Here is a 22,227-nt window from a genome sequence, read left to right as displayed (position 1 = left end):
TCAGGCGGCCTGGTCAGTGGGGGGCTGCGAGTCGTCGTCGAACGTGGAGACGCGGAACTTCCGCCGCTCCTGCGGCTGCTTCTCGCTCAGCAGCGCGGGCAGCAGGGGGTTGAGCAGGGGACGCAGCCACGCGGACTGGACGCGGGCGGCCATCGTCATGCCCTCCAGCTCCGCGCCCACCGTCTGCTTCACGAAGTAGCTGGTGAGGCCCAGGTCCACCACGCGGCACCCGGTGCGCGCCGCGTGCTCGATTTCCTTCCACATCATCAGGTAGTAGGCCGGCGTGCCCTCCGTCCGGGCGTAGTCCATGCCGATGCAGAAGGGGTTGTTGATGCCGCCCCCGGTGCCCGTGAGGATGAAGGCAATCAGGTGTCCCGCCGAATCCCGCAGCGTGAGGAAGCTGCTGGTGGTGGGCATCCGCTCCGCGATGGTTTCAAAGAAGGCCCGGGGGAACGGGTTGCGCTTGAACTCCGAGGCGCCCTCATGGACCTGGAGGTAGAGCGGGTAGCACTCGTCCAGGAGGGGGCGGAAGTCCCGCACGCGCTCCACCTGGAAGCCCAGCGCCTCCGCGTCCTTCAGCTTCTTGCGCAGGTTCTGCCGCGACTTCTTCTTCAGCCGCTGGAAGTGGGCCTCGCTGCTCAGCCCGTCCAGCGTCACCGTGGCCATGGGGTGGTTGGCCACCTGCTTGAAGCCTCGCTGGAGGAACCACGACTCCAGGCGCACGTCTTCGGGCAGGGCCTCCATGAAGTCGCGCACCAGCAGCAGCGCGGCGCTGCCACACACCTCGTCGCAAGCGGCGAGCAGCGCCCGCGCGAAGTCATGCTCGGACACGCGCTGCGCGTCGTACCACCAGTGGCGCTCCGCTGTTTCGAAGGTGCCCACCATGCCCAGGCCCAGCGACAGGAAGCCGGGCAGCACCTTGCGCACGCCCTTGGCCAGCGCGCCCACCTGCTCCGGCAGCAGCAGGCTCAAGTCCAGCCGCTCCTCGGTGATGACCGCCAGTCCGACGACCTCCGCGCCCCGCGACACGATGAGGTAGCCGAACTTCCGCTCCGGAAAAGAGTCCTCCAGGCAGGAGAGGAACGCGGCGCTCTTGAAGGGGTGGCCCCGCGCCACCTTGTCGTCCCACAGCGCCTGGGGCACGTCCTGGATGCGAGGGACGACCTTCGTGGTGATGCCCGCCTTCGCCGTCATTCGTCGCCCCCCTCGTCCAGCCGCTCGAAGTGGATGCCATGGCGCGCCAGGCCGTCGTCGTTCTCCTTCATGTCCCGGAACACGCGCTGCGAGCGGGGCAGGGGCGTGGGAGGGAAGAGCTCCGCGCCGAAGCGCTTCAGCAGCGCGTCCATCACCGGGTTCGTGTGGTGCACGGCCAGGTACAGCCGGTCCACCACCGCGCCGATGCTGGCCTTCACCGCGTAGCTCGTCTGTCCCAGCTGCACCACCGCCTTGCCCTGGGACTCCAGCACCTCCACGATTTTGTAGATGCTGTTGAAGTACAGCGCGCCCTCGTCGCGGAGGCTGTAGTCCAGGCCCAGGTAGATGGGGTGGACCCACTCCGCGTCCTTGAGGAACAGCTCGAAGGACACCAGCTGCTCGCCCTTGAAGCACAGGAGCGCGAAGACGCGGTCACCCAGGCGCTGGGGGAGCTGGGCGAAGAAGTCCACGCTGAGCGTCTCGAAGCGAATCTTCGAGCGGTTGAGGACCTGCAGGTACAGCGGGTGCATCTGCGCGGCGTACCGTGAGAAGTCGGAGACGGTCTCCCAGCGCATGCCCGCCTCCTGGACGCGGGCCATGCGGTTGTTCATCAGGGAGCGGTACTTCTTGCGCAGCCGGTCCTTGAAGGTGCTCTTCCCCGGCTCGCCCAGGTACAGGTAGGTGGTGGCCGCGCTCTCCACGAAGTTGAAGCGTGGGGACAGCACGTCCTTCACCTCGGGCAGCTTCTGGGAGGTGAACTCCTTCATGAAGACCAGGCCCAGCTTCAGGTGCCGGGCGCGGGCAATCACCTCGCGGGAGATGGCGCGCAGCACGTCGTCACGCCGCGCCTTCGGCAGGTCCGTGCGCACGCCCAGCAGGTCCTTGCAGATGGCGATGGGCGTGCCGATAACGAACGCGTTCAGGAAGAGGAAGTCCGGGAACGCGCGGCGGACCTGGGACACCACCTTGTTGACGTTCTCCGGGGCGATGACTGTCAGCGACATCCGGAAGCGGAAGCAGGGGACGATGGCCACCACCGCGCCCTCGCTCCGGAGGACCAGGTAGTGGAACTGCACGTCCTCGATGCTGGCGGCCTCGGTGGCCTGGTGCAGCTCGAAGGACTGCATCACGTCGGTGGGAGGAAAGCAGGTGTGCCAGTCCTCCCGGCCAAGGTCGTTGATGGAGCCGACCCAGCGCACGTCGAGGGGGCGCGGGAAGGTGTGGAAGGCGGGAGCGCTTCCGGTGACGGGTGCGGACGCGGTCATGTCTTTCGGGTGGGTTGGGGACGTCGGAGCAGGGAGCGGGGCGCTCAGGCGGCCAGGGCGCCGGAGCCTCGCGTGGAGGTGTCAGCGCCTTCGTGGAACGCGGCGCGGAAGCGCAGCAGCCACGCGGCGCTGAGGACGGGGTGGAGCAGGATGGGGAGCGCGCTGACCAGCGGCACACCCTCCATCAGCGCCAGGGCGGGACCCAGCAGGGCGATGCCCGCCAGCCGCGCGAGCTCCTGCCGCCACGCGAAGGCGCGCGAGTCCATCAGCGCGCCCAGGCTCCAGGCGCCGAAGAGGACCAGCCCCAGCGTCACGGCGCGGGCCAGGGGGCCGAGCGTGTCCAGGTACCACGCCAGCAAGAGGATGCTGGCCGCCAGGCTGAAGAACTGCGTCACGCAGTAGGCGGTGACGGGCAGGGGCAGGCGCGGGTCGTACTTCTTGAAGGTGGCGGAGGGGCCGTCATCCGGGTGGCCGGTGAAGCGCTCCTCACGCAGCGACGGCGGGCTCCAGTCCGGCCCCTTGATGAAGCACAGCACCTTGTCGCTCAGCCGCGCGCAGGCGGCGGACTTCTGGAACAGCTCCACGAAGTAGTGGAAGTGCGCGGTGAGGGGGTTCCACGAGCGCAGGCTGCTGCGCAGGCCGTAGACGGGCGGCTGGTCCTTCAGCTCCGGCTGGTAGGTGCGGAACAGCAAGTCCCAGACGACGAGGATGTTGCCGTAGTTCTTGTCGATGTACGGCGTGTTGCGGCTGTGGTGGACGCGGTGCTGGGAGGGCGTGACGAGCACGTACTCCAGCCAGCCCAGCGGCGGCACGTAGGTGTTGTGGATGGCGTACTGGAAGATGAGCTGGATGCCGGTGATGCCCAGGAACACCTCCGGCGCGATGCCCAGCAGCGCCATGGGCACGAAGAAGGGCCACGTCGTCAGCTCACCCAGCGCGCTCTGCCGCACCGCGAGGCCGAAGTTCATGTCCTCGCCGGAGTGGTGGGCGACGTGGACGCCCCACATCCACGCCATGGTGTGGTGCAGCCGGTGCGCCCAGTAATAGAAGAAGTCGTAGGCGAAGAAGGCCACCACCCACGTCCACGCGGAGTCCTTCGCCAGGCTGAAGAGGGCGTGGTGCTGGTAGACGTAGCCGTAGAAGACGAAGGTGGCGCCCGCGATGACCACGCTGCCCAGGACGGTGAGCAGGCTCATCGTCACGTTGGTGAGCATGTCGTTGAGTCGGTAGGCCGGCTTGCGCCGCAAGCGCCCCACCACCAGCTCGATGAGGATGGGAGCGAGGAACACGGGCAGGCCGTAGAGGAGCTGTTCCTTGAGGTCCATGGCGGGTCTTCCAGTGGCGTGGGGGGCGAAGGGCGCCGGCTCAGGTGCCGGTCTGCTGGAGCGGCGGCGCGTCCAGGAGGTTGAGTCTGCGGCTGCAGCGGTCCAGCGCGTCCAGGAAGCGGTCCAGGTCCGCCTGGATGAGGTTGGCGCTGACGTTGATGCGCAGGCGCGTGCGGTTCTTGCTCACGGCGGGGTAGCCCACCGGGTTGACGTAGATGCCCTCCAGGTGGAGCAGCCGCGTCAGCTCGAACGTCTTCTCGTAGGCGGGCATCAGGATGGGGATGATGGGGGACTCACTGTTCATGCAGTCCAGGCCCATGGCGCGGATGCCGGCGCGCAGGTAGTTCTCGTTGTGGTGCAGCCGCTCCTGCAGCTCGGGCTGCTCCTGGAGGATGCGGATGCCCTCCAGCAGGCCCGCGGCGATGGGCGGCGGCAGCGAGGCGGAGAAGATGTAGCCGTTGGAGCCGAAGCGCAGCAGGTCGATGGTGGCCTTGGACCCGGCGGCGAAGCCGCCGATGCCCGGCAGGCCCTTGCTGAGGCTGCCGGTGAGCACGTCCACCTGCGACTGGAGCCCGAAGCAGGCCGGGGTGCCGCGGCCGTTGGGGCCCATGGCGGCGGTGGCGTGCGCGTCATCCACGAGGACGAAGGCGTTGTAGCGCTCCGCCAGCGCCGCGATGCCCGGCAGGTCCGCCACGTCGCCGTCCATGCTGAAGACGCCGTCGGTGATGATGAACTTGCGCTGCTCGCGCGGCAGCTTCTTCAGCGTGGCCTCGATGCTGCGCAGGCTCTTGTGCCGGTAGGTGCGGATGTCCGCGCCGGACAGCTTCAGCCCGTCGATGATGGACTGGTGGTTGAGCATGTCCGACAGCACCACGTCGCCCTCGCCACACAGCGCGGACAGCACCGACAGGTTCGCCGCGTAGCCGCTGCTGTAGGTGACGCAGTCCTCGAAGCCCAGGAACTCCGCCAGCGCGCGCTCCAGCTCCAGGTGCAGCTCACACGTCCCGTTGAGCAGCCGCACGCCGCTGACCGTCGTCCCGTAGCGGCGCAGCGCCGCCTCCGCCGCGGCCACCACGCGCGGGTGCCCGTTCAGCCCGGAGTAGTTGTAGGAGCCGAAGTGGAGGACGTCCCGAGGCCCCTCCGCGTCCAGGCGCGCATCCCGGCGCGTCGGGCTGAAGCTGACGCGCGCCTCCCGGCCCGGCATCCCGTGAAACACCCGCCCGATGACGTCACAGTGATGGTTGTCCACGTAGTAGTGGACCGCCTTCTGGACTTCCTGGAGCCGGGCGGAGCCCACGGCGAGGTCGCGGTTCTTTTCGGGAAAGGCATTGCTGGTGAGGTCCATGGCGGTGGCTTCCTGGTGCGCGTCTCGCGGGCGCTCCCATCCGCCGGGCAGACACGTCCCACCCACCGCGCCGCTCAAGCCGCGGATACGAGCGTACGAATCCTGACCGGCGGCCCGGGAGGAGGGGGCCGCTGTTCGTGGAGAGGTCTCCAGCGCAGTTGTGGCGATGTGTGGGTTCTGGGCAGCCACGCCGCTGAGCATCCCTGAGAATGCTCGATACGGTCCCCCGTTCGTGGCGAATTACAAGTATCGAGCAATGGATATCGTGTCAATGGATAACCGGATTTTTACGTAAATACCATATTCGCTACCTGAGCCATCCTTCAACTCGCTTTGGTGCGCTCAACCCGTGGCGTGTGCCGGGAGCGCCTGACACGAAGGAAGGAGGAGCGGGCGCGGCGGGCGCGCCCGCTCCGGCAGACGGCTTACGGGTCTTCAGCGGGGATGGTGCAGATCCACGTGCCGTTGGAGCGGCAGAAGCAGCCGCCGGTGGGCACGCCCGGCACGCAGCAGTCACGCGAGACGCCGGGGGTGGCGCAGCGGGTGCCGTTGAGGTTCACGCACATCTGGCGCGGGTCCGTGCAGTCGGGCGGCACGGGGGGCGGGCAGTACTGGTAGTTGCCATTACACTGGACGAAGTCCTGGTCCGAGGCGGAGCAGGTGGTGCCCGTACACGACAGCACGGTGCCGTCGGAGCAGGACGTCGAACAGGAGACGAGGGCGCTCGACTCCTCGCCCAGCGCCTCCCCCGGCTCCACGGCTTCAACGCCACCACAGGCCACCAGGGTCGACACGGCGAGCGCCGCCAGGACAGCAAAAGTCTGCTTCATGAGGTGTTTCTCCTTGGGTGAGGGCTACTGCTTGCAACAGACGTAGTGCCTGCCGAGCCACGGGTCGGAGGTGGTCCCATGGACGCAGCGTGCCATGTGGCTGACGCCGCCCAGGTCCGCGCAGAGGGACGGGGCCAGGGTTCGAGCCCTGGCGCAGGCATCGTCTTGGGATATCGAGGACTCGGCTTGGGCGTAGAGACAGGTTCTCAGCCCGGCCTCGGCCTGTGTCAAATCCTGCTCAACTGAATCCACCGGACCACAGGCGGAGAGCCCGCCGGACATCAACAGCAGCGAGGCGTACACCGCGCGCTTCACAGGTGTCATCTGACCGCTCCTTGGGGATGTGGCCTCCGCGTGACAGCCAGAGGCTGAGAGGAATTGAAACATTTTGCGTTACAGTCACGCCAGGGGTGGGGCGGAGGGGGCCCCAGTCGGTGTAGAGAAGACACATGCATCCCCCGCTGGAGAATGGCGCCCGCCGAGGGGCCCAGGTTCGCTGCCCGGCCTGCACGCGCTTCCACGCGCCGGGCCTTCTGTGTCCCCGGTGCGATTGTGGCCCGGTTGCTCCGGAGCGGTACGGCGCCGCGCGGATGCTCGTGCACGCGGGGGTGGACCGGTATGCGCTGGCGGACCGGGTGTTGCTCCTGCCCACTTCCATGGCGGAGCACCTGGAGGCGCGCTACGCGCGGATGTGGGCCCTTGTGCGGCGCCTGCTCGTCGGCGTGCGGCGTCACGCGCCGGCGTTGTTGCTCCAGGGCTTCGAGGCGGAGGTCGAGGACCGGTGGGCCCAGCGGCTCCCCTGGCACGTCCCCGAGGCGGAGTCCGCCGGCGAGCCGGAGGAGGGGTTGCACGCCGCCGCCCCCGCGCCGGAGCTCCGGTGGCTCTCCGCGTTGGTGGAAGTCCACGGAGAGGCGCCTTCGCCCGCGGCGCTCGAAGCGGTGCTGCCGTGTCTGGAGGATGATGGCCGCTTCGGCTGCGAGGCGGCGCTGGCGCTCACCCGGTGGCGGGTGTGGCCGCGCGCGCGCAGGTACAGGGTGGACACCGCGCGCATCGCGCGGCTCGCGCTCGCCGCCTTCTCCCGGTTCCCGGAGCAGGGGGCGCGCGCCGCCGTGGCGTGGGTGCGGGCCACCGGGCAGGCGCCGGAGGTGGACCTGCTGCTCGCGCTGCGCGAGGGCCTGCGGCATCCAGACGAGGACGTGCGCTTCGAATGCGTGCTCTGCTTGCAGGACGAGGACGGCCTCTTCGACGCCGTGGAGTCCGAGGACCTGGCGAGGGCCTCGGAGGCGCGCGGGGCGTTGGCGGCACGCGGCTCCGTGCGGTTGCTGGAGCGGATGGCGTCGCGAGGGGACGCGGCCTTCGCGCTCGACGTGTTGCGGCGGCTGCCCGCGCAGGCGCCTCCGGGGGCGCTGAGCGCGTTGCTCACCGTGTCGGACCGGGTGGAGGGCGGGCTGGCGGCGGCGCTGCATGGCTGGGCCCGGGGACGGCCGTTCGCGGAGCTGTCGCTGGAGGAACGGGCGTTGTGGGCGGACTGGGCGCTCGCGCGGCTGGCGCGGCTCTCCGCGGAGGATGCCCTTCGTTTCCTCGAGTGGGCCGCCGCCGCGTCGGAGGCGGACCGCGTGGAGGAGACGCGCGCCTTCGTCTCCGCCGTGTCCGAGTCCCTGGCGCGGGAGCCACCGTCGCTGCGCGTCAGCCGCTTCCAGGACGCGGCCTTCTCCCGCTTCCTCACGCTCGCCGACGACGAGGACGCACTCCGGCTGCACGCGTGGAGTCGCGAGGCGCCGTGCATGGAGCCGTTGCTGGAGGCGGTGCTGTCGCTGCCCTCGCGGCAGCGGTGGGGTGACGCGCTCGCTCCCGGCCAGGGGGCGCGCCTGCTGATGGCGCTCTGGACAGGGGAGGGCCGTGAGCGCCTGCTGGCGCCGCTGGCGAAGGTGGTGCGCGCGTGGAGTGGCGGCAGTCAGGAGGCCGTGTTCATCGACGCCGTGTGGCGGCGTTTCCAGCAGCACCCGGACGAGCGCGCGGACCTGCTCGCCACCTTCACGCCGTGGCGGGCGGCGCTCTGGGAGCGGCAGCAGGCGGCGGAGGCTGACGCGGTGGTGTGCTTCCAGACATGGTGGCCGGTGGAGGACCCGGAGCAGTTGCCAGAGCGCGTGGAGGCGCTGGTCCGTCAGTCGCCTCCGGAGGACCTGGCGCGCCGCCTCGAGCCTGTGTGGAAGGCGGCGGAGGCCCGGGTGGAGGCGTGGCCGCGTGCGACCTCGCTCGCGGTGTCGTACGCGGCGGCGGTGCTGTCGGGGGCCGTGCGGCAGGGCGTCGACGTGCTGGGGCCGGACGCGGAGCGCTTCCTGTCCTGGTTCCCCGGCCTGCGGGAGCGTGTCGCCGCCGCGTCACCCACGTCGCGCGAGCGGCGCTGCTCCCGCGACTTCCTGGAGGACATCGAGGTCGATGCCCGGCTGATTCGGGAGCACCTCGAGCGGAGGCGGGAGCGAGAGGAACAGGCGCGCGAGGCGGAGCTCCAGCGCATGGTGGCGGCGTCCCGCCAGCGGGACCTGGAGCGCCAGCGGGAGCTGCTGACGCACCAGGTGGAGGCGTCACCGCCCGCGCATGTCGTGGAGGTCGCGCCGCTGGTGTTGCTGAGTCCGCGCGGGCCGGTGCAGCCGCTCGACCTGGAGGAGTGGTTTCCGGAGGCCCGGCTGCGCACGCTGCTGGACTACACGCGGCTGTTGAAGGTCATGAGCGCGAACAACGACGTGATGGCGGTGTTCGAGGCGCATGGCCTGTCGGTGGCCACCTGGACGTCGGAGGCCACCGCCTGGGGGGCGCTGCTGGTGCGGCGCCCGGAGCTGGCGCTGCGCTTCTCCGAGTTGTTCCAGGGCCCCTGGGCCTGACGGAGCGGCGGCGCTCGGCGCCTCAGAGCGGGCCGTTGGGCGTGAGGAGCACCTTGCCGGCGCGCCCACCTTCCATGGCGCGCGTCAGGGCCTCCTGGATGGACTCCAGGGGGAAGGTGCCCTCCACCGGGACGTGGAGCGCGCCCTCGGCCACCTGCTTCGCGAGCCGGGCGAACAGGGCGCCTTGCTCCTCGCGCGGCGTCTTCTTCATCCACGTCACCAGCCAGAAGCCGCGCAGGGTGACGTCCTTGAAGATGGTGGCGGCGGCCGACAGTCGAGGGCCCTTGCCGCTCATCACGCCGTAGTTCACGACCACGCCGCCGCGCGCGAGCGCGTCACCGAGGCGCTGGGTGGACTCACCGCCGACGGCGTCGATGGCCAGCCGGACCTTGGCGCCGCCCGTCACCTCGCGCACGCGCACCGGCAGCTCATCCGAGTCCAGCAGCACGGCGTCCGCGCCCAGCGCGGTGAGCTCCGGCGCCAGCTCCTCGCGCCGCACCACGTTCAGCGTCTTGAAGCCCGCCTGCTTCGCCAGGGTGATGATGGAGCGGCCCACCGCCGAGTTGGCGGCGTTCTGTATCACCCACTCGCCGGGCTGAAGCGCGACGAAGTCCCGCAGCAGCAGGTCCGCGGTGGGCGGATTGATGAACAGCATGGCGGCCTGCCGCAGGTCGGTCCCCGGCGGCACCCGCAGGAGCGAGTCCGCGGGGGCGACCAGGTGGCTGCACCAGGTGCCCGCGCCCACCGGGAGGAACACGACGTCACCCACCTTCACGGCGCTGGAGTCCTGGACCTCGACGACGCGGCCGACGCCTTCGTTGCCGGGCACCGCGGGCAGCTTCGGGAGCTGTCCGTACTGGCCGCTGAGCGTGAGGAGGTCGGAGGGATTGATGGGCGTGGCCAGCACTTCAATCCGGGCCTCGCCCGGCTTCAGCGCCACGTCCGGCTGCTCCACGACCTCCACCACCTTCAGGGGGTGCCCGAAGGCCGAGAACCGTACTGCTTTCATGGGACGCTCCATGTTCCGTGTGGGAGTGCGGGCCGCACCCTAGCGGCCTTCGGCGGGCGCGCCGAGTGTCCAGACGGACGATGTGATTCACCGCCTCGTGGGTGGGACGGCGGCTGCCTGTCCACCGCTGGACGCGATGTCGGTCGAGAGTCTCCTGCGTGGAGCCGTCGGACGCCTCGGTGCCGGTTCAGCTTCGCCACGCCTGCTATCATCCACATGTGCTCCGCTGCCCGGTGACTTGAAGAAGAGGCCGTGTCCATGCGTTCCCTCGCGTGCGTCGCACTCCTGACGTTCCTCGCGGCCTGTGCCACGTCGGCACCGGCTCGGGGCGCACACGGAGGCCGGAGTCAGAGAGTGGCCAACCTCCAGCGCGCGGCGGCGCTGCCGTGAAGGGATGGTGGGCGGTGCGTCGTCCGTGAGGCGTCACGCCCTTGGCCGGTGCTGGTGGAGCGGTGCTATCAGGCCCTGGAGCATGAGCGTCTCAAGCTCCGCGACACCACGGGAAGCTGCGCGGTCGCCTCGGCGGGCGCCGCCGCCGTGGGAGTCGGGCTGTGCGTGCTGGCGGCGCCTGAGATTGCGGTGGGGGCAGTCATTGTCCTTGGCGTGGTGGTGGTGGCAGTCGCCATCAAGGAGGCGTTGGACGCGTATGAGCTTCGATACGGCTCCCCCGAGGAGGCAGGGGCCTCGCGAGGAGCGAAGGTGGCCAGCCGGGAAGGTGAAGCGAAGCGGAAGCCTGAACTGGAGCCAGCGCCAGCGGGGCAGGACTGGCACCCCCCGGTGCCCCCTGGGCCCGTGGACCGGCCGCGCCGCGCCAGTTGCGAACCTGTTCCGGTGCCGCGCGCGTCCAATGGCGCTCACGCTCGCGTGGAGTGCCGCCGCGCAGACCCAGCCGGCCACGGGGACGCGCGTCGAGCGTCGACGCTCAGTGACCATCGCCAGCACATCCGCCGAACCGATGCCCGTCGTGCATGTGGCGGCGGACTCGCCGACGTTGTTCCTCTTCTCATCGCCCATTCAGCGGAAGACCCTCACCTTCGACGAGTCCCGGATTCGCGTCCTGGATGCCGGCGAGCGCTCCGTCATCATCCAACCCCTGGCCAACCTTGGTGAGGGCGAGCGCCAGGAACTCGGCGTCTTCTTCGCCGACAGTCGGGCGCCAGCGCGGGCTTCCTTTGTCCTCATGACTGTCCCGGCCGAAGTGGACTCACGGATTGACGTTCAGCGCCCGGAGCCGCCGAATCCGGCCTGCCCGCCCACGGCTCAAACCCTGGCACCGAAGCCGGAAGACTTCGTGTTGCTTGGCTATGTGGGCAAGGCAGGCGTTACGACTTCCATCCGCAAGGACAGGGGCGACTCCGCGCAAGGGCTTGAACTGCAGTCGGTCGTCTCCTATCGGGGCGCGGGTTGGATTCTGATGGACGTGTGTCAATCATGAACATTCCCGGCCACCCGGGCTGGATACCACGAGAGGCGACATTCGCGGAGCGTGCCGGTGTGCCTCTTCGGGCGCGGCTCGTCATGAAGAAGCCAGGGCCCATCTTTCCGGGGGAGATGGGGCGTGTTCTGGCCGTCCTGGAAGTGCCAGAGACGGAAGCGGAGCTCGTCTTCACCCTGGAGGTCCACGGAGATGGGGGGCGTCGCTTCAAGATTCACGACGTGCGCTTCCCGAAGCCCTCCTCGGAGGAGGCTCGATGACCCCGACGCTCAACTCGACGACCGCCAGGCGCGTTTGGACAGGTGTGGTTCACCGCTGGCGCGGAGGTGGTGGGGGTTGTCCCGAAAGACCACAACGACGACCGGCAACATGCGGTCGCTCCGACCGGGACGCGCTTCTACGGCAAGGCCTACTACCTCTCCGACAAGATGGGCCGCGCGGATGGGCCAGCGCTCGTCGTCCGGTATGACCGTGTGAAGCTCCCGGGGCAGGACGAGCAGCCGATTTGCCTGGTGGTTGAGGGCACGGTCTACGGGTTCAAGGACGGCAGAGTGAAGGCGTCCAACCGGAACGTGGGGTGGGTCGTGCACCGCTGGCCCTGAGTGGGCCTGCGGTGACGTGGCGGGTAGGTGCTCGATTCCGGCCCCCTGCTCACCAGCGTCGACAGAACCTCTCAGGGTCGTTCCATGCCTGCCAATCCCATGGGGAACATGGTCCGCGATGCGCTGGCTGGGGATGCCCGCGCGAGAGGAGGACAGAACATGTCGGCGAGCGAGTTCAGGCTCCCACGAGGGGCGATTCTCTTCACGAGGGACGGCTTCCAGTATGAGTTCCGCGAGGACCTGGGCGAGGCCCATCACGGGTTGCGCCTCCTGCTGGCCCGGCGCCGCACGGTGGACGGCAACATCCGCGGCAAGGTGCTGCTCAAGGCGGTCGGGGTCCCGAAGTTGATGGAACTGCCCCGCATCAAGCGGGCGCGGGCGAAGCTTGAAGAGCAGGTGCACCTGGCGACGTACCTCGACCATCCGGGCATCCTCCGTGTCCACGGACTGCACAAGGCGGAAGGGGGCTGGTACGTCATCACCGAGCATCCCTCGGGGTACAGCATCGGCGACCTGCTGACGCTCGCAGGGGAGTGCGGCCGACGGTTCTCGCCCCTCTTCACCCTCCATGTCGGGGCTCGCGTCGCCGCGGCCCTGGCGCATGCCCACGACGCGACGGACGGACAGGGGCGCTCCCTCCACATCGTCCACCGGGCGCTCGACGTGGAGCACCTCGTTGTCGGCTGGAATGGCGACGTGCGGATCTCTGACTTCGGGCTCGCGCTCTCGGACCTGCCCGGCCGCGTTTCGTCCACGGTGCGCTGGCCGCAGGGGGACGCGTTCTACTCCTCCCCGGAGATGCTCCTGACCGGCCGCGTGGATGCGCGCTCGGACCTCTTCGCGCTTGGCAATGTCCTGCTCGAACTGGCGACGGGGAGGAACATCCTGGATGCCCCGGATGCCCTCACCGAAGAGGTGAAGGACGCCCTGTCGGCGAGGCAGCGCGTGCGGGTTCGGCGTGCCATCAAGCGGGCCCGGCTCGCAGGAAGCGCGCCCCAGGTGGCGGATGCCATCTGGCGCGCGGCGACCTACACGCAGGCGGACCTGGAGGCGTTGACGGAGGGGCTTCCGCAGGGGCTGGGTCTGGTGCTGCGCAAGCTCCTCCAGCCCCGGCCGGATGCCCGCTACCAGACGGCGCGCGAGCTGGCGACGGACCTCCGCCGCTGGCTTGGAGAGGGGGATGCCTACGGCCAGGAGGAAGCGGCGGCGGAGCTGCATGGAATGGCGAAGCGGGCCCACGAAGTGTTGATGGAGCTGTGCATGCGGCGCCCCCGTGGCCTCCAGGCGTCTCAGGATGCGGTCAGCACGAACTGAGCCTGCCGATTTCGTGGATGCCCGAGATTGGTTGGGAGGAGTACGGGCGGTCCACGGAAGCTCACGGGACTTGACCGGACGCTCGCCGACTTGATTTCGATTCAGGAGAAGGAATCGAATCAGATAGACAAGGTGCGAAGAGCCGCTGTGGCCTGCGGAGATGGCTTCATCGTCGAGCGGATATCTCAGGCCAGGGCCGGCACATCAACGAACCTCCACAGGCACTTCTCCCACCTGAGAAGCTCGCGGGCCATGCCCGCCGTCTTCTTCTCACCGGGGCGAGCCCCGGCCTCCCGCGGCTCACCCCCGGGGCCGCTCGTGGAGCAGGGGGCGCACGGCCGCGAACACGGCGTCCCGCGCCCACCGGTGGGCTGCATCGTGCTGGAAGCGCTCGTGCCACAGCATCGCGAAGCGGACGCGGGGAAGGGCCAGGGGCGCGGGGTGGACCTCCAGCCCCAGCGCGCCGGCCGCCTCGTTGACGAGGGGCACGGGGACGTTCATGAGCAGGTCCGAGCGGGCCACCACCTGGAGGCCCGCCAGGAACGAGGGCACCTCAAGGGCCACGCGGCGCCGCAGTCCGCGGCGCGTGAGCGCGTCCGCCACCGCGTTCGCACGCTCGTTGCCGATGTGGACGACGACATGCCCGTGGGCCAGCCAGCGGGCAACCGTCAACCGCGGGCGCAGCGCCGGGTGCCCCCGGCGTCCGGCGACGGCGAACCGCAATTCCCCTAGCAGGCGCGAGCGGGTGTGCCCGCCGACGAAGTGCGCGGGCGCGAGCGCGAGGGTCAGCGGACCCGCGGCGAGCAGGTGCGGCAGCTCGGCAGAGACGGGCCGCACGCGGAGGCCCATGCCCGGGGCCGAGCGCCCGACGGCGGTGAGGACGTGGGGGAGCACCGGCGCCAGGAGGTCCGGCAGCATCAGCGTCAAGGTCTGGGTGCAGGCCGCCGGGTCGAAGGCCGCCTCTGGCGTCACCGCGGCCTCGAGCGCCCGGAGGGCCTCGGCCAGCCGCGGCGCGAGGGCCTCGGCGCGAGGCGTGGGCAGCAGGCTTCCGCCCGCGCGCGCCAGGAGAGGGTCTCCCAGCGCCACGCGCAGGCGCTGCAGCCGGTGGCTCATGGACGACTGGGTGATGCCCAGGCGCCGGGCGGCGCGCGTGACGTGCCGCTCCTCCAGCAGAACGTGCAGCGAGTAGAAGTGCGAGGCGTCGAGGCGGTCGAGCAACATCATCGAAAAGTACCATGATGAAGATGTGCAACATGCAGGATGTGGATGGCCTGCGTGCCGCTAGGTTCGCGGCATGATCTCCAAGACCTCCCGCCGCCAGCCGGGCGACGTCCTCGCCCCCTTCTCCGTCACCACGCTGTCCCACGGCCTCATGGAGCTGCCCATGAGGGCGCCCGGTGCGTTCACACACCTCCAATTCCGCCGCTTCGCGGGCTGCCCCATCTGCAACCTGCACATGCGCAGTTTCGCCGCGGCGCAGGGGCGGATCGAGGAGGCGGGGATCCACACCGTGGCGTTCTTCCATTCCTCAGCGGAGGCGATGCGGCCCTACCAGGGGGACCTGCCATTCCCCGTCGTGCCGGACCTCGAGCGCCGGTGGTACGGCCACTTCGGCGTGGAGCAGTCCGTCCTCGCGGTGGCCCATCCTCGCGTCATGCTCTCCGCGGTGCGGGGGCTGGCCTCGGCCCCGTCGAATCCGTTCGCCGGAGAGGGGGGACAGCGAGGGCTGCCCGCGGACTTCCTCCTCGACGCCACCGGCCGGGTGCGCGCGGTCCACTACGGGCGCCATGCGGACGACCACTGGGAGGTGGATGACGTCATCGCCCTCGCGCGGAGCGGGCGAGCACGCGACGAGAGAGAGGCCGTCGTCCCGGCCCGGGGGGCGGTGAGGCCGGGCTGAGGCGTCGCACACCGGCAGGCCCGGTGCCTGAGGCGGGGGCCCGGGGACGCGCCACGCTCAATGTAGGGGGCGTCTCCTCCGCCGCTGGGGGCCGCCTGGGAGTGCGGAGTCCCAGCCAGGGCACGCGCACCAACGCCACCGTGTTGGCCGCCAGCTCAATGCCCTCCACGCGGGAGCGCACCAGGCCGCGCTGGGAGATACCGTCCTTCACCTCGCGCACGCGCAGCTCCACCCAGTTGTCCGTCAGCCATAGGTAGGCGCGCGGCTCCAACTCATCGGCGTGGATGAGGTAGCGCTCGCGCATGTTGGCCAGCTCGTGGCGGCCTTCGTCGATGATGCCGGCGGTGGCCTCGCGCACGGTGGCGACGATGATGGCCTCGGCCCGCTGGAAGTCGGTGTCGTAGCGCAGCGGCAGCTCCTCCCAGAGGAAGTTGAAGTTGCGCGTGTGTCGTAGGTTGGCTGCTTGAAGACCTCCGCGTTGGTGATGGTGACGACGCGGCCGGTGTACTGTCGGGCCTGCACCCAGTGGTGCGGGGCTGGGCGCAGCAGCGCGGGCACGGCCAGCTGCATCTCCGTCGTCTTCAGGAGGCTGATGTCCAGCACGTCTCCTCGCGCGCACCTGCGCCACCGTGCACCGCAGCAGCCCGAAGAGCGCCAGGGTTATGGCCGAGGCCGCGTACAGTCTCCGCGACAGCACCCCCCGAGGGCAGATGGTGCATGCGGCCCCGCACCGGGTGCACCGGTAGCGGCGCACGTCCATCCCTCGCGCCTGGGAGCCGTCGCCCCATTCCCGTGCCCCAGCGCCTGCCTGCCTCGCAGCCCATGCCCATGCAGTCCCAACTCTTTCCCAACGCACCTGCTGGCCGCACCGCCACTGGGACAATGTGCTGAACGGACGTCCTCCACCGAGGGCAATCCCCGGCCCAGGACTCGACTCCCACCGCGCTTCGGATGACTTCGCGGGTGCTCCGAGAGTCTCTCGTCACAGTCTTCTCGCGGGGCATTGGTGGGCAGGGGGGGGCGACCTCCTCCCACCGCCTACCCGCCCCGTCCGCTCGCCAGCCGGTAGTCGGACATCACCGACAGCGACACGCAAGAAACCGGCTCGCTGAGCTGCTCGAAGGTCCTGGCCCGAATCACCTCGCGCATCAGCGACATCCACCCGTCCAGAATGCGCCACACGGTGTCCACGCCCAGGTAGGCGATGGCCGTGGCCGTCAGCAGCGCTGCCATTCCCTTGCGCACCGGTTCGGGGAGCGACCAGGGGAGCAGGTACATGCTGGCGGAGGCACTCACCGTCGCCAGCAGCGCCCGCCGGCCGGCTATGTCCTCCAGCGCCTCGGCCGTCTCTCCCCACACCGAATCCATGGCCAGCGGCGGGCCTTCGGTCGGCGGGCGCAGGACTCACCTGGGGATGCGCTTGACGTTGGCGCGGCTCACCGCCGGGTTGGAGGCGTGCTGTATCCCCCACCGCCGTGTCTGCCACGGGCGCGCGCCTGTCCACCGCTGGACGCGGGCCCAGGTGGGCAGGGACAGGCGGACAGACGGGGCTCGCCAGTCGCGTCCGTGCTGCCCACCTTCCGCTGCGGGCAACGGGACGGTGAGGAGGTCGATGGTGAGCAACGCGCACGGGGGGCTGTCCCTGGCCCAGCCAGCCGCCGCGGTGGGAGCAGCGGCGCCGCAGCGGGTCCTGAAGCGGTGGATGGTGGTGGGGCTCCGGCCCGTCTTCGCGCTGGCGGGGGTGGGCACGCTGGCGTTGCTGGTCCACAAGGTTGGGCCTCGTGAGCTGGGCGCCGTGCTGTCCGGCGCGGCGCCCTGGCTGCCGTGGGTGGTGCTGCTGGAGCTGGGGCGGCAGTGCATGGACGGACTGGCCACGCGGTGCGCCTATGGACCGGGTGCCCGAAGCGTGCCCTGGCGCGTCCTGGCCCGCGCGCAGCTCATCGGCACCGCGGTGTCCAGCATGGCCCCGGCGGGCCGCGCCGCGGCGGAGGCCACCAAGGCGGCCCTGCTGAGTCCCTATATGGGCGGGGGAGCCGCCACCGCGGCGGCGGCCACCTCCCAGGCGGCGTCCCTGGCGGCGGGAGGCTTCATCTCGTTCCCCTGCGCGCTGGCGTCCTACTTGCTGACGGGCATGTCGCTCTTCACGCTGCTCATGCTGGCGCATGGCGTGTTGCTGGTGCTGCTGTCTGTGGGCGTGCGCGCGTGCATGCGCGCGAAGCGGCCCGGCGCGTGGCTGGTGTGCCGCTTCAGCCGCTGGGCGCTCCACGCGGAGCAGTTCCAGGCCTCGGCGCGGTGTGGCGCGTTGCTGCCGTGGTCGCCCATGCGGGCGTTCCTGTGCAGCCGGCTGTTCCAGGTGGCGCAGTACGGCGTGCTGACCTACGCGGTGGGCATCGACACGTCCCTGGTGCAGGCGTTCTTCGCCCAGGGCCTCTACCTGTGCGCGCTGGCGGTGGGCTCGCTGGTGCCGGGGCAGGTGGGCGTGAGTGACGGTGCCTTCGCGCTGGCGGCGGGCGTGCTGGACACCACGGCCGCGCGCGCCATGTCGGTGGCGCTGCTGGGGCACCTGGTGCAGCTGCTGTTCGTGCTGGTGGGCGCGCTCATCCCGCTGGTGTGGCGGATTCGGGCGCCGCTGCCCGCAGCACCCGCACCGGCGTGCCGCTGAAGGCGGCGTTGCCGCAGAGCGCGTCCACGGCCTGCGCGTCCGTGAGGTCGTTGTGGCTGGCGCCCGCGTGCGCGGCGGCCACGGCGAGCCGCGTGCCCTGGCGTCCATGCCCGTAGCCGTGGGGCAGGCTCACCACGCCGGGCATCACCTCGTCCGTCACGTGGATGGGCACCGTCACCGTCCCCACGCGCGAGGTGATGGTGGCCTCCATGCCGTCGGCCAGCGCCCGCCGCGCCGCGTCCTCCGGATGCATCATCAGCGTGCAGCGCGGCTTGCCCTTCAGCAGGCCCGGAACGTTGTGCATCCAGGAGTTGTTGTCGCGCAGGTGCCGCCGGCCGATGAGCAGCAACTCGTCGCTGTCCGGCGCGGGAACTGTGTCCTGGGGGAAGGCTGCTCGCAGACGCTGGACGTCCGCCACCAGCACCTCCGGCGCCAGATGGATGCGGCGGTCCTTCGTCTGGAGGCGCTGGGGCAGGCAGGACTGGAGCGGCCCCAGGTCGATGCCGTGGGGAGATTGACGCAGCTTCGCCAGGCTGAGGCCGTGCTTCGCCGAGTGGAAGCGCGCCCCGTAGGGCCCCAGCCGCAGGCCCAGGTCCAGCACCCGCTCCGGACCCAGCCGGGACAGGGCCTGGTACTTGAGCGTGGCGCGCACGGAGGGACGGCCCCGCCGCAGCGTCAGCAGCCGGTGCTGGAGGGCGAGCAGAATCTGCCAGTCCTGCCGGCTGCCCGGCCCGGGCTCGAAGAGGGCGGGCGAGTACTTCGCGGTGTTGCGCACCGCCAGCGCGTGGAACGCGACGTCGTAGTGGCTGCGCTCCAGCGGTGACACCGGCGGGAGGATGAGGTGCGCGTGGCGCGTCGTCTCGTTGAGGTACGGGTCGATGCTCACCATGAAGTCCAGGCCCGCGAGCGCCTGCTCCAGCCGCGCGCCATCCGGCGTGGACAGCGCGGGGTTTCCCGCGACGGTGACGAGCGCGCGGACGCGGCCCGGGCCTGGCGTGAGCATCTCCTCCGCCATCGCCGCCGCGGGCAATTCCCCCGCGAACTCGGGGAGCCCTCGCACGCGGCTCTTCCAGCGGCCGAAGCCGCCGCGGCCCACGGCCAGGGCCCGGGGGCCTCCGACGATGTCGAACGCGGGCAGGGTGAACATGGCGCCGCCGCGCCGGTCCAGGTTGCCGCTCACCACGTTGAGCACGGTGATGAGCCACTGGCACAGCGCGCCGAAGGCCTGGGTGGACACGCCCATGCGGCCGTAACACACGGCGGCCCGGGCGGAGAGGAAGTCCCGGGCGATGCGGCGCAGGGTGTGCGCGGGCACGCCCGTGTGCGGCGCGACCTGCTCCGGAGGAAAGTCCCGGGCCAGCGCGCACACCGTCTCCAGGCCGTCGGTGAAGGCCTCCAGCGGCCCCAGGCGGGGCGCGTGCTCCACCACCGCGACGTGCAGCAGGGCGAGCAGCGCGAGCGCATCGGTGCCCGGCCGGATGAAGACGTGCGTGTCGGCGATGGCCGCCGTCTCCGTGCGGCGCGGGTCCATCACCACGACGCGGCCGCCGCGCTGCTGGATGGCGCGCAGGCGGGCGCGCACGTCGGGCGCCGTCATCAGGCTGCCATTGGACGCCAGGGGATTGGCGCCCAGCACGAGCATGTAGTCGGTGTGGTCGATGTCTGGAATCGGCACCATCAGCTGGTGGCCGAACATGAGGTAGGCGGTGAACTGGTGCGGCAGCTGGTCCACGGACGTCGCGGAGAAGCGGTTGCGCGAGCGCAGCGTGCGCAGCAGCTCCGGACCGAACAGCATGTTGCCCAGGTTGTGGACGTTGGGGTTGCCCAGGTACGAGCCCACCGCGTCACGGCCGTGCGCTTGCTGGATGGCATGCAGGCGGCGCGCGGTCTCATCCAACGCGTCGTCCCAGGAGACGGGCTCCCAGCCGCTGGCGGTGCGCCGCAGGGGGCCTCGCAGCCGGTCCGGGTCCTGGTGCAGGTCCTCCAGCGCCAGCGCCTTGGGACAGACGTGGCCCCGGCTGAAGGGGTCCTCCGCGTCGCCCCGGATGGAGGTGATGCGGCCGGCGTCCAGTTCGATGCGCAGGCCGCACATGGCCTCGCAGAGGTTGCAGGTGCGGAAGTGGACCTGGGGGGCCGGCGTCGCGCTCATCCGCGGAACTGTAGCGCGAGGCGAAAGGACCTCCGCGGGGCGCGCTTGAATCCGTCTGGGTTCAGACGAAGGGCTTCCTGGCGGACTGCACGATTTCAGCGGCACACCTGCAAAGGGCCCGTGAAAGGATGGCGTCCCAGGAGGGCAGCACATGCACCGCGTGTATCCGTTCGTCGTCTCCCTGGGGCTCTCGCTCGCGCCGCTCGCCGCCCATGCCCAGGCGCCGGGTGCGCCCGCGGCGGAGGTGAAGGCGCCGACCCTCCAGTTCAAGCAGGTGAATGTCCGCGTGGGGGACCAGGAGGTGCTGGACAACGCCGTGGACATGCGGCTGGCGCTCGACCTGCGCGCCTCGGACATGGACAAGCCGATGTCGGTGGCGATGTCGGTGACCTCGTCCAGCCGCCACACGGTGACGGTGCTGGCCGCGAAGGGGAACGTCGTCTCCAAGGTGAAGCTGGCGTTCGGCGACGTGGGCGAGGTGGCCGAGGAGCAGGGCGAGGTCCAGCGCAAGGCGAGCCCCATCAGCCGGAAGACGTACCTGGCGGAGTGGAAGAAGGCGCGCGTGGCCATCACCGATGTGAAGGGCAAGCCGGTGTCCAAGGAGGAGGCGGACGAGGTGACGAAGCACCTGCCGGAGCTCGGCAAGCCAGACGCGCTGGAGGCCGCCTTCCCGAAGACGCCGCTGTCGGTGGGCGCCACGCTGGACGGCTTCTCCGATGCGCTCGCGAAGCAAATCGTGGACGAGCAGGGCGATGACACCCGCGTCACCCAGACGCGCGCGCGCCTGGTCGAAGTGCGTCAGGAGTCGCGCGGCGCCGTGGGCATCTTCGACGTGGCGATGACGGTGTCGCGCCAGGAAACCAACGCGCCCTTCCTGATGACCATTCCCCTGCAAGGGCAGATGTCCGTCCTCGCGGAGGGCATCCAGTTGTTGGAGCTCACCTTGTCCGGGCCGGTGAAGGTGGCGCTGACCGACGACGCCGTCGAGCAGGGCTTCGAGGCGCGCGGTGAGGGCGCGATGCGGCTGCGACTCACGGGCCGGAAGACTGACGCCGCGCGTTAGGTGGATGGCCTGGCAGGCCGTCCGCTGTGCGCGAAGGCGCGAGGGCGTGACAAACGGCTGACAGAGTTTTGGGAGGCTGAGCGGTTAGAGGGTTCTGAATGTATCTCCACGCGCTCGGCCACTTCCATCCTCCCAACCTCCTGACCAACGCCTTCTTCGAAGAGCTGGGGCTGGAGACCAGCGACGCGTGGATTGTGGACCGCGTGGGCATCCGCACGCGGCACACGGTGCTGCCGCTGGACTACCTCCGGGAGACGCGCAACCGCGACGTGCGCGCGGCGCAGGAGGCGGCGCTCTTCAGCAACGCGGAGACGGGACGCCGCGCGGCGCTGATGGCGCTGGAGCGCGCGGGGCTGAAGCCGTCCGACATCGGGCTGGTGGTGGCGGGCGGATGCAGTCCGGACGAGTGCATCCCCGCGGAGTCCAACCGGGTGGCGCAGCTGCTGAACATCAACGCGCCGGCGGTGGACCTGCAGAGCGCTTGCTCGTCCTTCTGCATGCAGCTGCACTTCCTGGCGGGCATGCGGCCGGAGCGCCTGCCGGACTACGTGCTGGTGGTCAACATGGACAACTCCACGCGCGTGGTGGACTACACGGACCGCTCCAGCGCGGTGCTGTGGGGAGACGGCGCGTCCGCGGCCATCCTGTCGCCGCGCGTGCCGGGGCGCTGGCTCCTCACGGAGACGCTGCTGGCCGGAGACCCGTCGGGCGCGGACAAGGTGCGCGTGCCGCGCATGGGGCACTTCACCCAGAACGGCGGCGAGGTGCAGAAGTTCGCCATCCGCCGCGCGGGGGAGACGTTCCAGGCCCTGCGCGCGCGCTTCATGGACCGCCACCCGGACCAGGGCGCGGAGGCCGTCACCCTCATCGGTCACCAGGCCAACCTGCGCATGCTGGAGGCCGTGCAGCGGCGGTGTGAGGTGCCGGACGCGCGGCACTTCTTCAACGTGCACACCCGGGGGAACACGGGCGCCGCGGGCGCGCCCGGCGTCCTGAGCGAGCACTGGGACGACCCCACCGTGGGAGACGCGGTGGTGCTGAGCGTCGTGGGCAGCGGCCTGACGTGGGCCGGGGCCCTGCTGGAGCGCACCCCGGCGCCGTGAGCCGCCCGGCGCTGAGCCACCAGGACCTGTCGCCGTCCACAGCCTGACAGCGCTGCCCTTCCGGGCGTTGGCGATGCCGGGCAGCGTGTGCAGCGTATGTCCTGTCGGATTCAGTGGGGTCGGGGGTCGGGCGCATGCGTACTCAGGCG

General features: G+C 70.4%; 18 protein-coding genes and 2 pseudogenes. 9 read left to right on the top strand and 11 right to left on the bottom strand.

Annotated features, from left to right (window positions below; genetic code table 11):
* From HV824_RS16045 to HV824_RS16020, 6 genes are all read right to left on the bottom strand, one after another.
* A complete protein-coding gene (locus HV824_RS16045; protein ID WP_176423661.1) occupies positions 1 to 1,194 on the bottom strand; it encodes a GNAT family N-acetyltransferase in 1,194 nt (397 codons plus the stop codon).
* Positions 1,191 to 2,459: a GNAT family N-acetyltransferase gene (locus tag HV824_RS16040; protein WP_176419830.1), complete on the bottom strand. Its 1,269-nt coding sequence runs from the start codon at positions 2,457 to 2,459 to the stop codon at positions 1,191 to 1,193. Before HV824_RS16040 ends, HV824_RS16045 begins: the two co-directional genes overlap by 4 nt.
* Positions 2,460 to 2,503: 44 nt before the next feature.
* The gene (locus HV824_RS16035; protein WP_176423660.1) at positions 2,504 to 3,784 is read right to left on the bottom strand and encodes a sterol desaturase family protein; all 1,281 of its coding nucleotides are present in this window, start codon (positions 3,782 to 3,784) and stop codon (positions 2,504 to 2,506) included.
* 40 nt (positions 3,785 to 3,824) lie between these two features.
* A complete protein-coding gene (locus HV824_RS16030) occupies positions 3,825 to 5,129 on the bottom strand; it encodes an aminotransferase class I/II-fold pyridoxal phosphate-dependent enzyme (protein WP_176423659.1) in 1,305 nt (434 codons plus the stop codon).
* Between the two features lie 425 nt (positions 5,130 to 5,554).
* On the bottom strand, positions 5,555 to 5,959 hold the full coding sequence (locus tag HV824_RS16025) for a hypothetical protein (RefSeq protein WP_163784619.1): 405 nt from the start codon (positions 5,957 to 5,959) through the stop codon (positions 5,555 to 5,557).
* Positions 5,960 to 5,983: 24 nt separating this feature from the next.
* Positions 5,984 to 6,283 carry a hypothetical protein gene (locus tag HV824_RS16020; RefSeq protein ID WP_176423658.1) on the bottom strand — a complete coding sequence of 100 codons (300 nt, stop codon included), beginning with the start codon at positions 6,281 to 6,283 and terminating at the stop codon, positions 5,984 to 5,986.
* A 125-nt stretch (positions 6,284 to 6,408) separates the two neighbouring features.
* Here HV824_RS16020 and HV824_RS16015 point away from each other — a divergent pair, with 125 nt between their 5' ends.
* Positions 6,409 to 8,841, top strand: a complete 2,433-nt coding sequence (locus tag HV824_RS16015) for a hypothetical protein (protein ID WP_176423657.1) — start codon at positions 6,409 to 6,411, stop codon at positions 8,839 to 8,841.
* Positions 8,842 to 8,863: 22 nt separating this feature from the next.
* On the opposite strand, the gene HV824_RS16010 is transcribed toward HV824_RS16015, so the two are convergent.
* Positions 8,864 to 9,850 (bottom strand): zinc-dependent alcohol dehydrogenase family protein, encoded by a 987-nt coding sequence (locus HV824_RS16010; protein WP_176419835.1) that lies wholly within the window; start codon positions 9,848 to 9,850, stop codon positions 8,864 to 8,866.
* An 847-nt stretch (positions 9,851 to 10,697) separates the two neighbouring features.
* Here HV824_RS16010 and HV824_RS16005 point away from each other — a divergent pair.
* The 4 genes and pseudogenes from HV824_RS16005 (at position 10,698) to HV824_RS15995 (ending at position 13,201) form a co-directional block, all read left to right on the top strand.
* Positions 10,698 to 11,285 (top strand): DUF2381 family protein, encoded by a 588-nt coding sequence (locus HV824_RS16005; RefSeq protein WP_306465602.1) that lies wholly within the window; start codon positions 10,698 to 10,700, stop codon positions 11,283 to 11,285.
* Positions 11,282 to 11,545 carry a DUF2381 family protein gene (locus HV824_RS38055; protein WP_306465601.1) on the top strand — a complete coding sequence of 88 codons (264 nt, stop codon included), beginning with the start codon at positions 11,282 to 11,284 and terminating at the stop codon, positions 11,543 to 11,545. The genes HV824_RS16005 and HV824_RS38055 overlap by 4 nt, the downstream gene beginning before the upstream one ends.
* A gap of 39 nt (positions 11,546 to 11,584) precedes the next feature.
* A pseudogene (locus tag HV824_RS16000) lies at positions 11,585 to 11,887 on the top strand (serine/threonine protein kinase); the annotation flags it as partial.
* Positions 11,888 to 12,046: 159 nt separating this feature from the next.
* Positions 12,047 to 13,201: a protein kinase gene (locus tag HV824_RS15995; protein WP_176423656.1), complete on the top strand. Its 1,155-nt coding sequence runs from the start codon at positions 12,047 to 12,049 to the stop codon at positions 13,199 to 13,201.
* A gap of 300 nt (positions 13,202 to 13,501) precedes the next feature.
* On the opposite strand, the gene HV824_RS15990 is transcribed toward HV824_RS15995, so the two are convergent.
* Entirely contained in the window at positions 13,502 to 14,425 is a 924-nt protein-coding gene (locus HV824_RS15990) for a LysR family transcriptional regulator (RefSeq protein ID WP_176419837.1), read from the bottom strand.
* A 70-nt stretch (positions 14,426 to 14,495) separates the two neighbouring features.
* On the opposite strand from HV824_RS15990, the gene HV824_RS15985 reads away from it, so the two are divergent.
* Positions 14,496 to 15,101, top strand: a complete 606-nt coding sequence (locus tag HV824_RS15985; RefSeq protein ID WP_217917448.1) for a peroxiredoxin-like family protein — start codon at positions 14,496 to 14,498, stop codon at positions 15,099 to 15,101.
* Here HV824_RS15985 and HV824_RS15980 read toward each other — a convergent pair.
* Complete coding sequence (locus tag HV824_RS15980; RefSeq protein WP_176423655.1) at positions 15,019 to 15,861, bottom strand: hypothetical protein; 843 nt, start codon at positions 15,859 to 15,861, stop codon at positions 15,019 to 15,021. The two genes, HV824_RS15985 and HV824_RS15980, sit on opposite strands and share 83 nt — an antisense overlap.
* A 344-nt stretch (positions 15,862 to 16,205) precedes the next feature.
* A pseudogene (locus tag HV824_RS15975) lies at positions 16,206 to 16,475 on the bottom strand (hypothetical protein); the annotation flags it as partial.
* A gap of 238 nt (positions 16,476 to 16,713) precedes the next feature.
* Between HV824_RS15975 and HV824_RS15970 the strand changes: the two are divergent.
* Entirely contained in the window at positions 16,714 to 17,763 is a 1,050-nt protein-coding gene (locus HV824_RS15970; protein WP_255208075.1) for a lysylphosphatidylglycerol synthase domain-containing protein, read from the top strand.
* Here HV824_RS15970 and HV824_RS15965 read toward each other — a convergent pair.
* A complete protein-coding gene (locus HV824_RS15965) occupies positions 17,699 to 19,912 on the bottom strand; it encodes a molybdopterin-dependent oxidoreductase (protein ID WP_176423654.1) in 2,214 nt (737 codons plus the stop codon). The genes HV824_RS15970 and HV824_RS15965 overlap by 65 nt on opposite strands.
* Before the next feature lie 151 nt (positions 19,913 to 20,063).
* Between HV824_RS15965 and HV824_RS15960 the strand changes: the two genes are divergently transcribed.
* Both HV824_RS15960 and HV824_RS15955 read left to right on the top strand, forming a co-directional pair.
* A complete protein-coding gene (locus HV824_RS15960; protein WP_176419840.1) occupies positions 20,064 to 20,975 on the top strand; it encodes a hypothetical protein in 912 nt (303 codons plus the stop codon).
* Positions 20,976 to 21,073: 98 nt separating this feature from the next.
* Positions 21,074 to 22,078: a 3-oxoacyl-ACP synthase III family protein gene (locus HV824_RS15955; RefSeq protein WP_176419841.1), complete on the top strand. Its 1,005-nt coding sequence runs from the start codon at positions 21,074 to 21,076 to the stop codon at positions 22,076 to 22,078.
* Positions 22,079 to 22,227: the final 149 nt, after the last annotated feature.

Origin of the sequence: Myxococcus sp. AM009 (genome assembly GCF_013372605.1) — a bacterium.
Taxonomy (GTDB): Bacteria; Myxococcota; Myxococcia; order Myxococcales; family Myxococcaceae; genus Myxococcus; species Myxococcus vastator.
This window is presented reverse-complemented; position numbering and strand designations above follow the sequence as displayed.

What these genes read in the sequence shown, in the direction of transcription:
- HV824_RS16045 (WP_176423661.1), bottom strand. Translation starts at nt 1,194, where the DNA reads ATGACGGCGAAGGCGGGCATCACCACGAAGGTCGTCCCTCGCATCCAG.
- HV824_RS16040 (WP_176419830.1), bottom strand. Translation starts at nt 2,459, where the DNA reads ATGACCGCGTCCGCACCCGTCACCGGAAGCGCTCCCGCCTTCCACACC.
- HV824_RS16035 (WP_176423660.1), bottom strand. Translation starts at nt 3,784, where the DNA reads ATGGACCTCAAGGAACAGCTCCTCTACGGCCTGCCCGTGTTCCTCGCT.
- HV824_RS16030 (WP_176423659.1), bottom strand. Translation starts at nt 5,129, where the DNA reads ATGGACCTCACCAGCAATGCCTTTCCCGAAAAGAACCGCGACCTCGCC.
- HV824_RS16025 (WP_163784619.1), bottom strand. Translation starts at nt 5,959, where the DNA reads ATGAAGCAGACTTTTGCTGTCCTGGCGGCGCTCGCCGTGTCGACCCTG.
- HV824_RS16020 (WP_176423658.1), bottom strand. Translation starts at nt 6,283, where the DNA reads ATGACACCTGTGAAGCGCGCGGTGTACGCCTCGCTGCTGTTGATGTCC.
- HV824_RS16015 (WP_176423657.1), top strand. Translation starts at nt 6,409, where the DNA reads ATGCATCCCCCGCTGGAGAATGGCGCCCGCCGAGGGGCCCAGGTTCGC.
- HV824_RS16010 (WP_176419835.1), bottom strand. Translation starts at nt 9,850, where the DNA reads ATGAAAGCAGTACGGTTCTCGGCCTTCGGGCACCCCCTGAAGGTGGTG.
- HV824_RS16005 (WP_306465602.1), top strand. Translation starts at nt 10,698, where the DNA reads ATGGCGCTCACGCTCGCGTGGAGTGCCGCCGCGCAGACCCAGCCGGCC.
- HV824_RS38055 (WP_306465601.1), top strand. Translation starts at nt 11,282, where the DNA reads ATGAACATTCCCGGCCACCCGGGCTGGATACCACGAGAGGCGACATTC.
- HV824_RS15995 (WP_176423656.1), top strand. Translation starts at nt 12,047, where the DNA reads ATGTCGGCGAGCGAGTTCAGGCTCCCACGAGGGGCGATTCTCTTCACG.
- HV824_RS15990 (WP_176419837.1), bottom strand. Translation starts at nt 14,425, where the DNA reads ATGATGTTGCTCGACCGCCTCGACGCCTCGCACTTCTACTCGCTGCAC.
- HV824_RS15985 (WP_217917448.1), top strand. Translation starts at nt 14,496, where the DNA reads ATGATCTCCAAGACCTCCCGCCGCCAGCCGGGCGACGTCCTCGCCCCC.
- HV824_RS15980 (WP_176423655.1), bottom strand. Translation starts at nt 15,861, where the DNA reads ATGGACGTGCGCCGCTACCGGTGCACCCGGTGCGGGGCCGCATGCACC.
- HV824_RS15970 (WP_255208075.1), top strand. Translation starts at nt 16,714, where the DNA reads ATGGTGAGCAACGCGCACGGGGGGCTGTCCCTGGCCCAGCCAGCCGCC.
- HV824_RS15965 (WP_176423654.1), bottom strand. Translation starts at nt 19,912, where the DNA reads ATGAGCGCGACGCCGGCCCCCCAGGTCCACTTCCGCACCTGCAACCTC.
- HV824_RS15960 (WP_176419840.1), top strand. Translation starts at nt 20,064, where the DNA reads ATGCACCGCGTGTATCCGTTCGTCGTCTCCCTGGGGCTCTCGCTCGCG.
- HV824_RS15955 (WP_176419841.1), top strand. Translation starts at nt 21,074, where the DNA reads ATGTATCTCCACGCGCTCGGCCACTTCCATCCTCCCAACCTCCTGACC.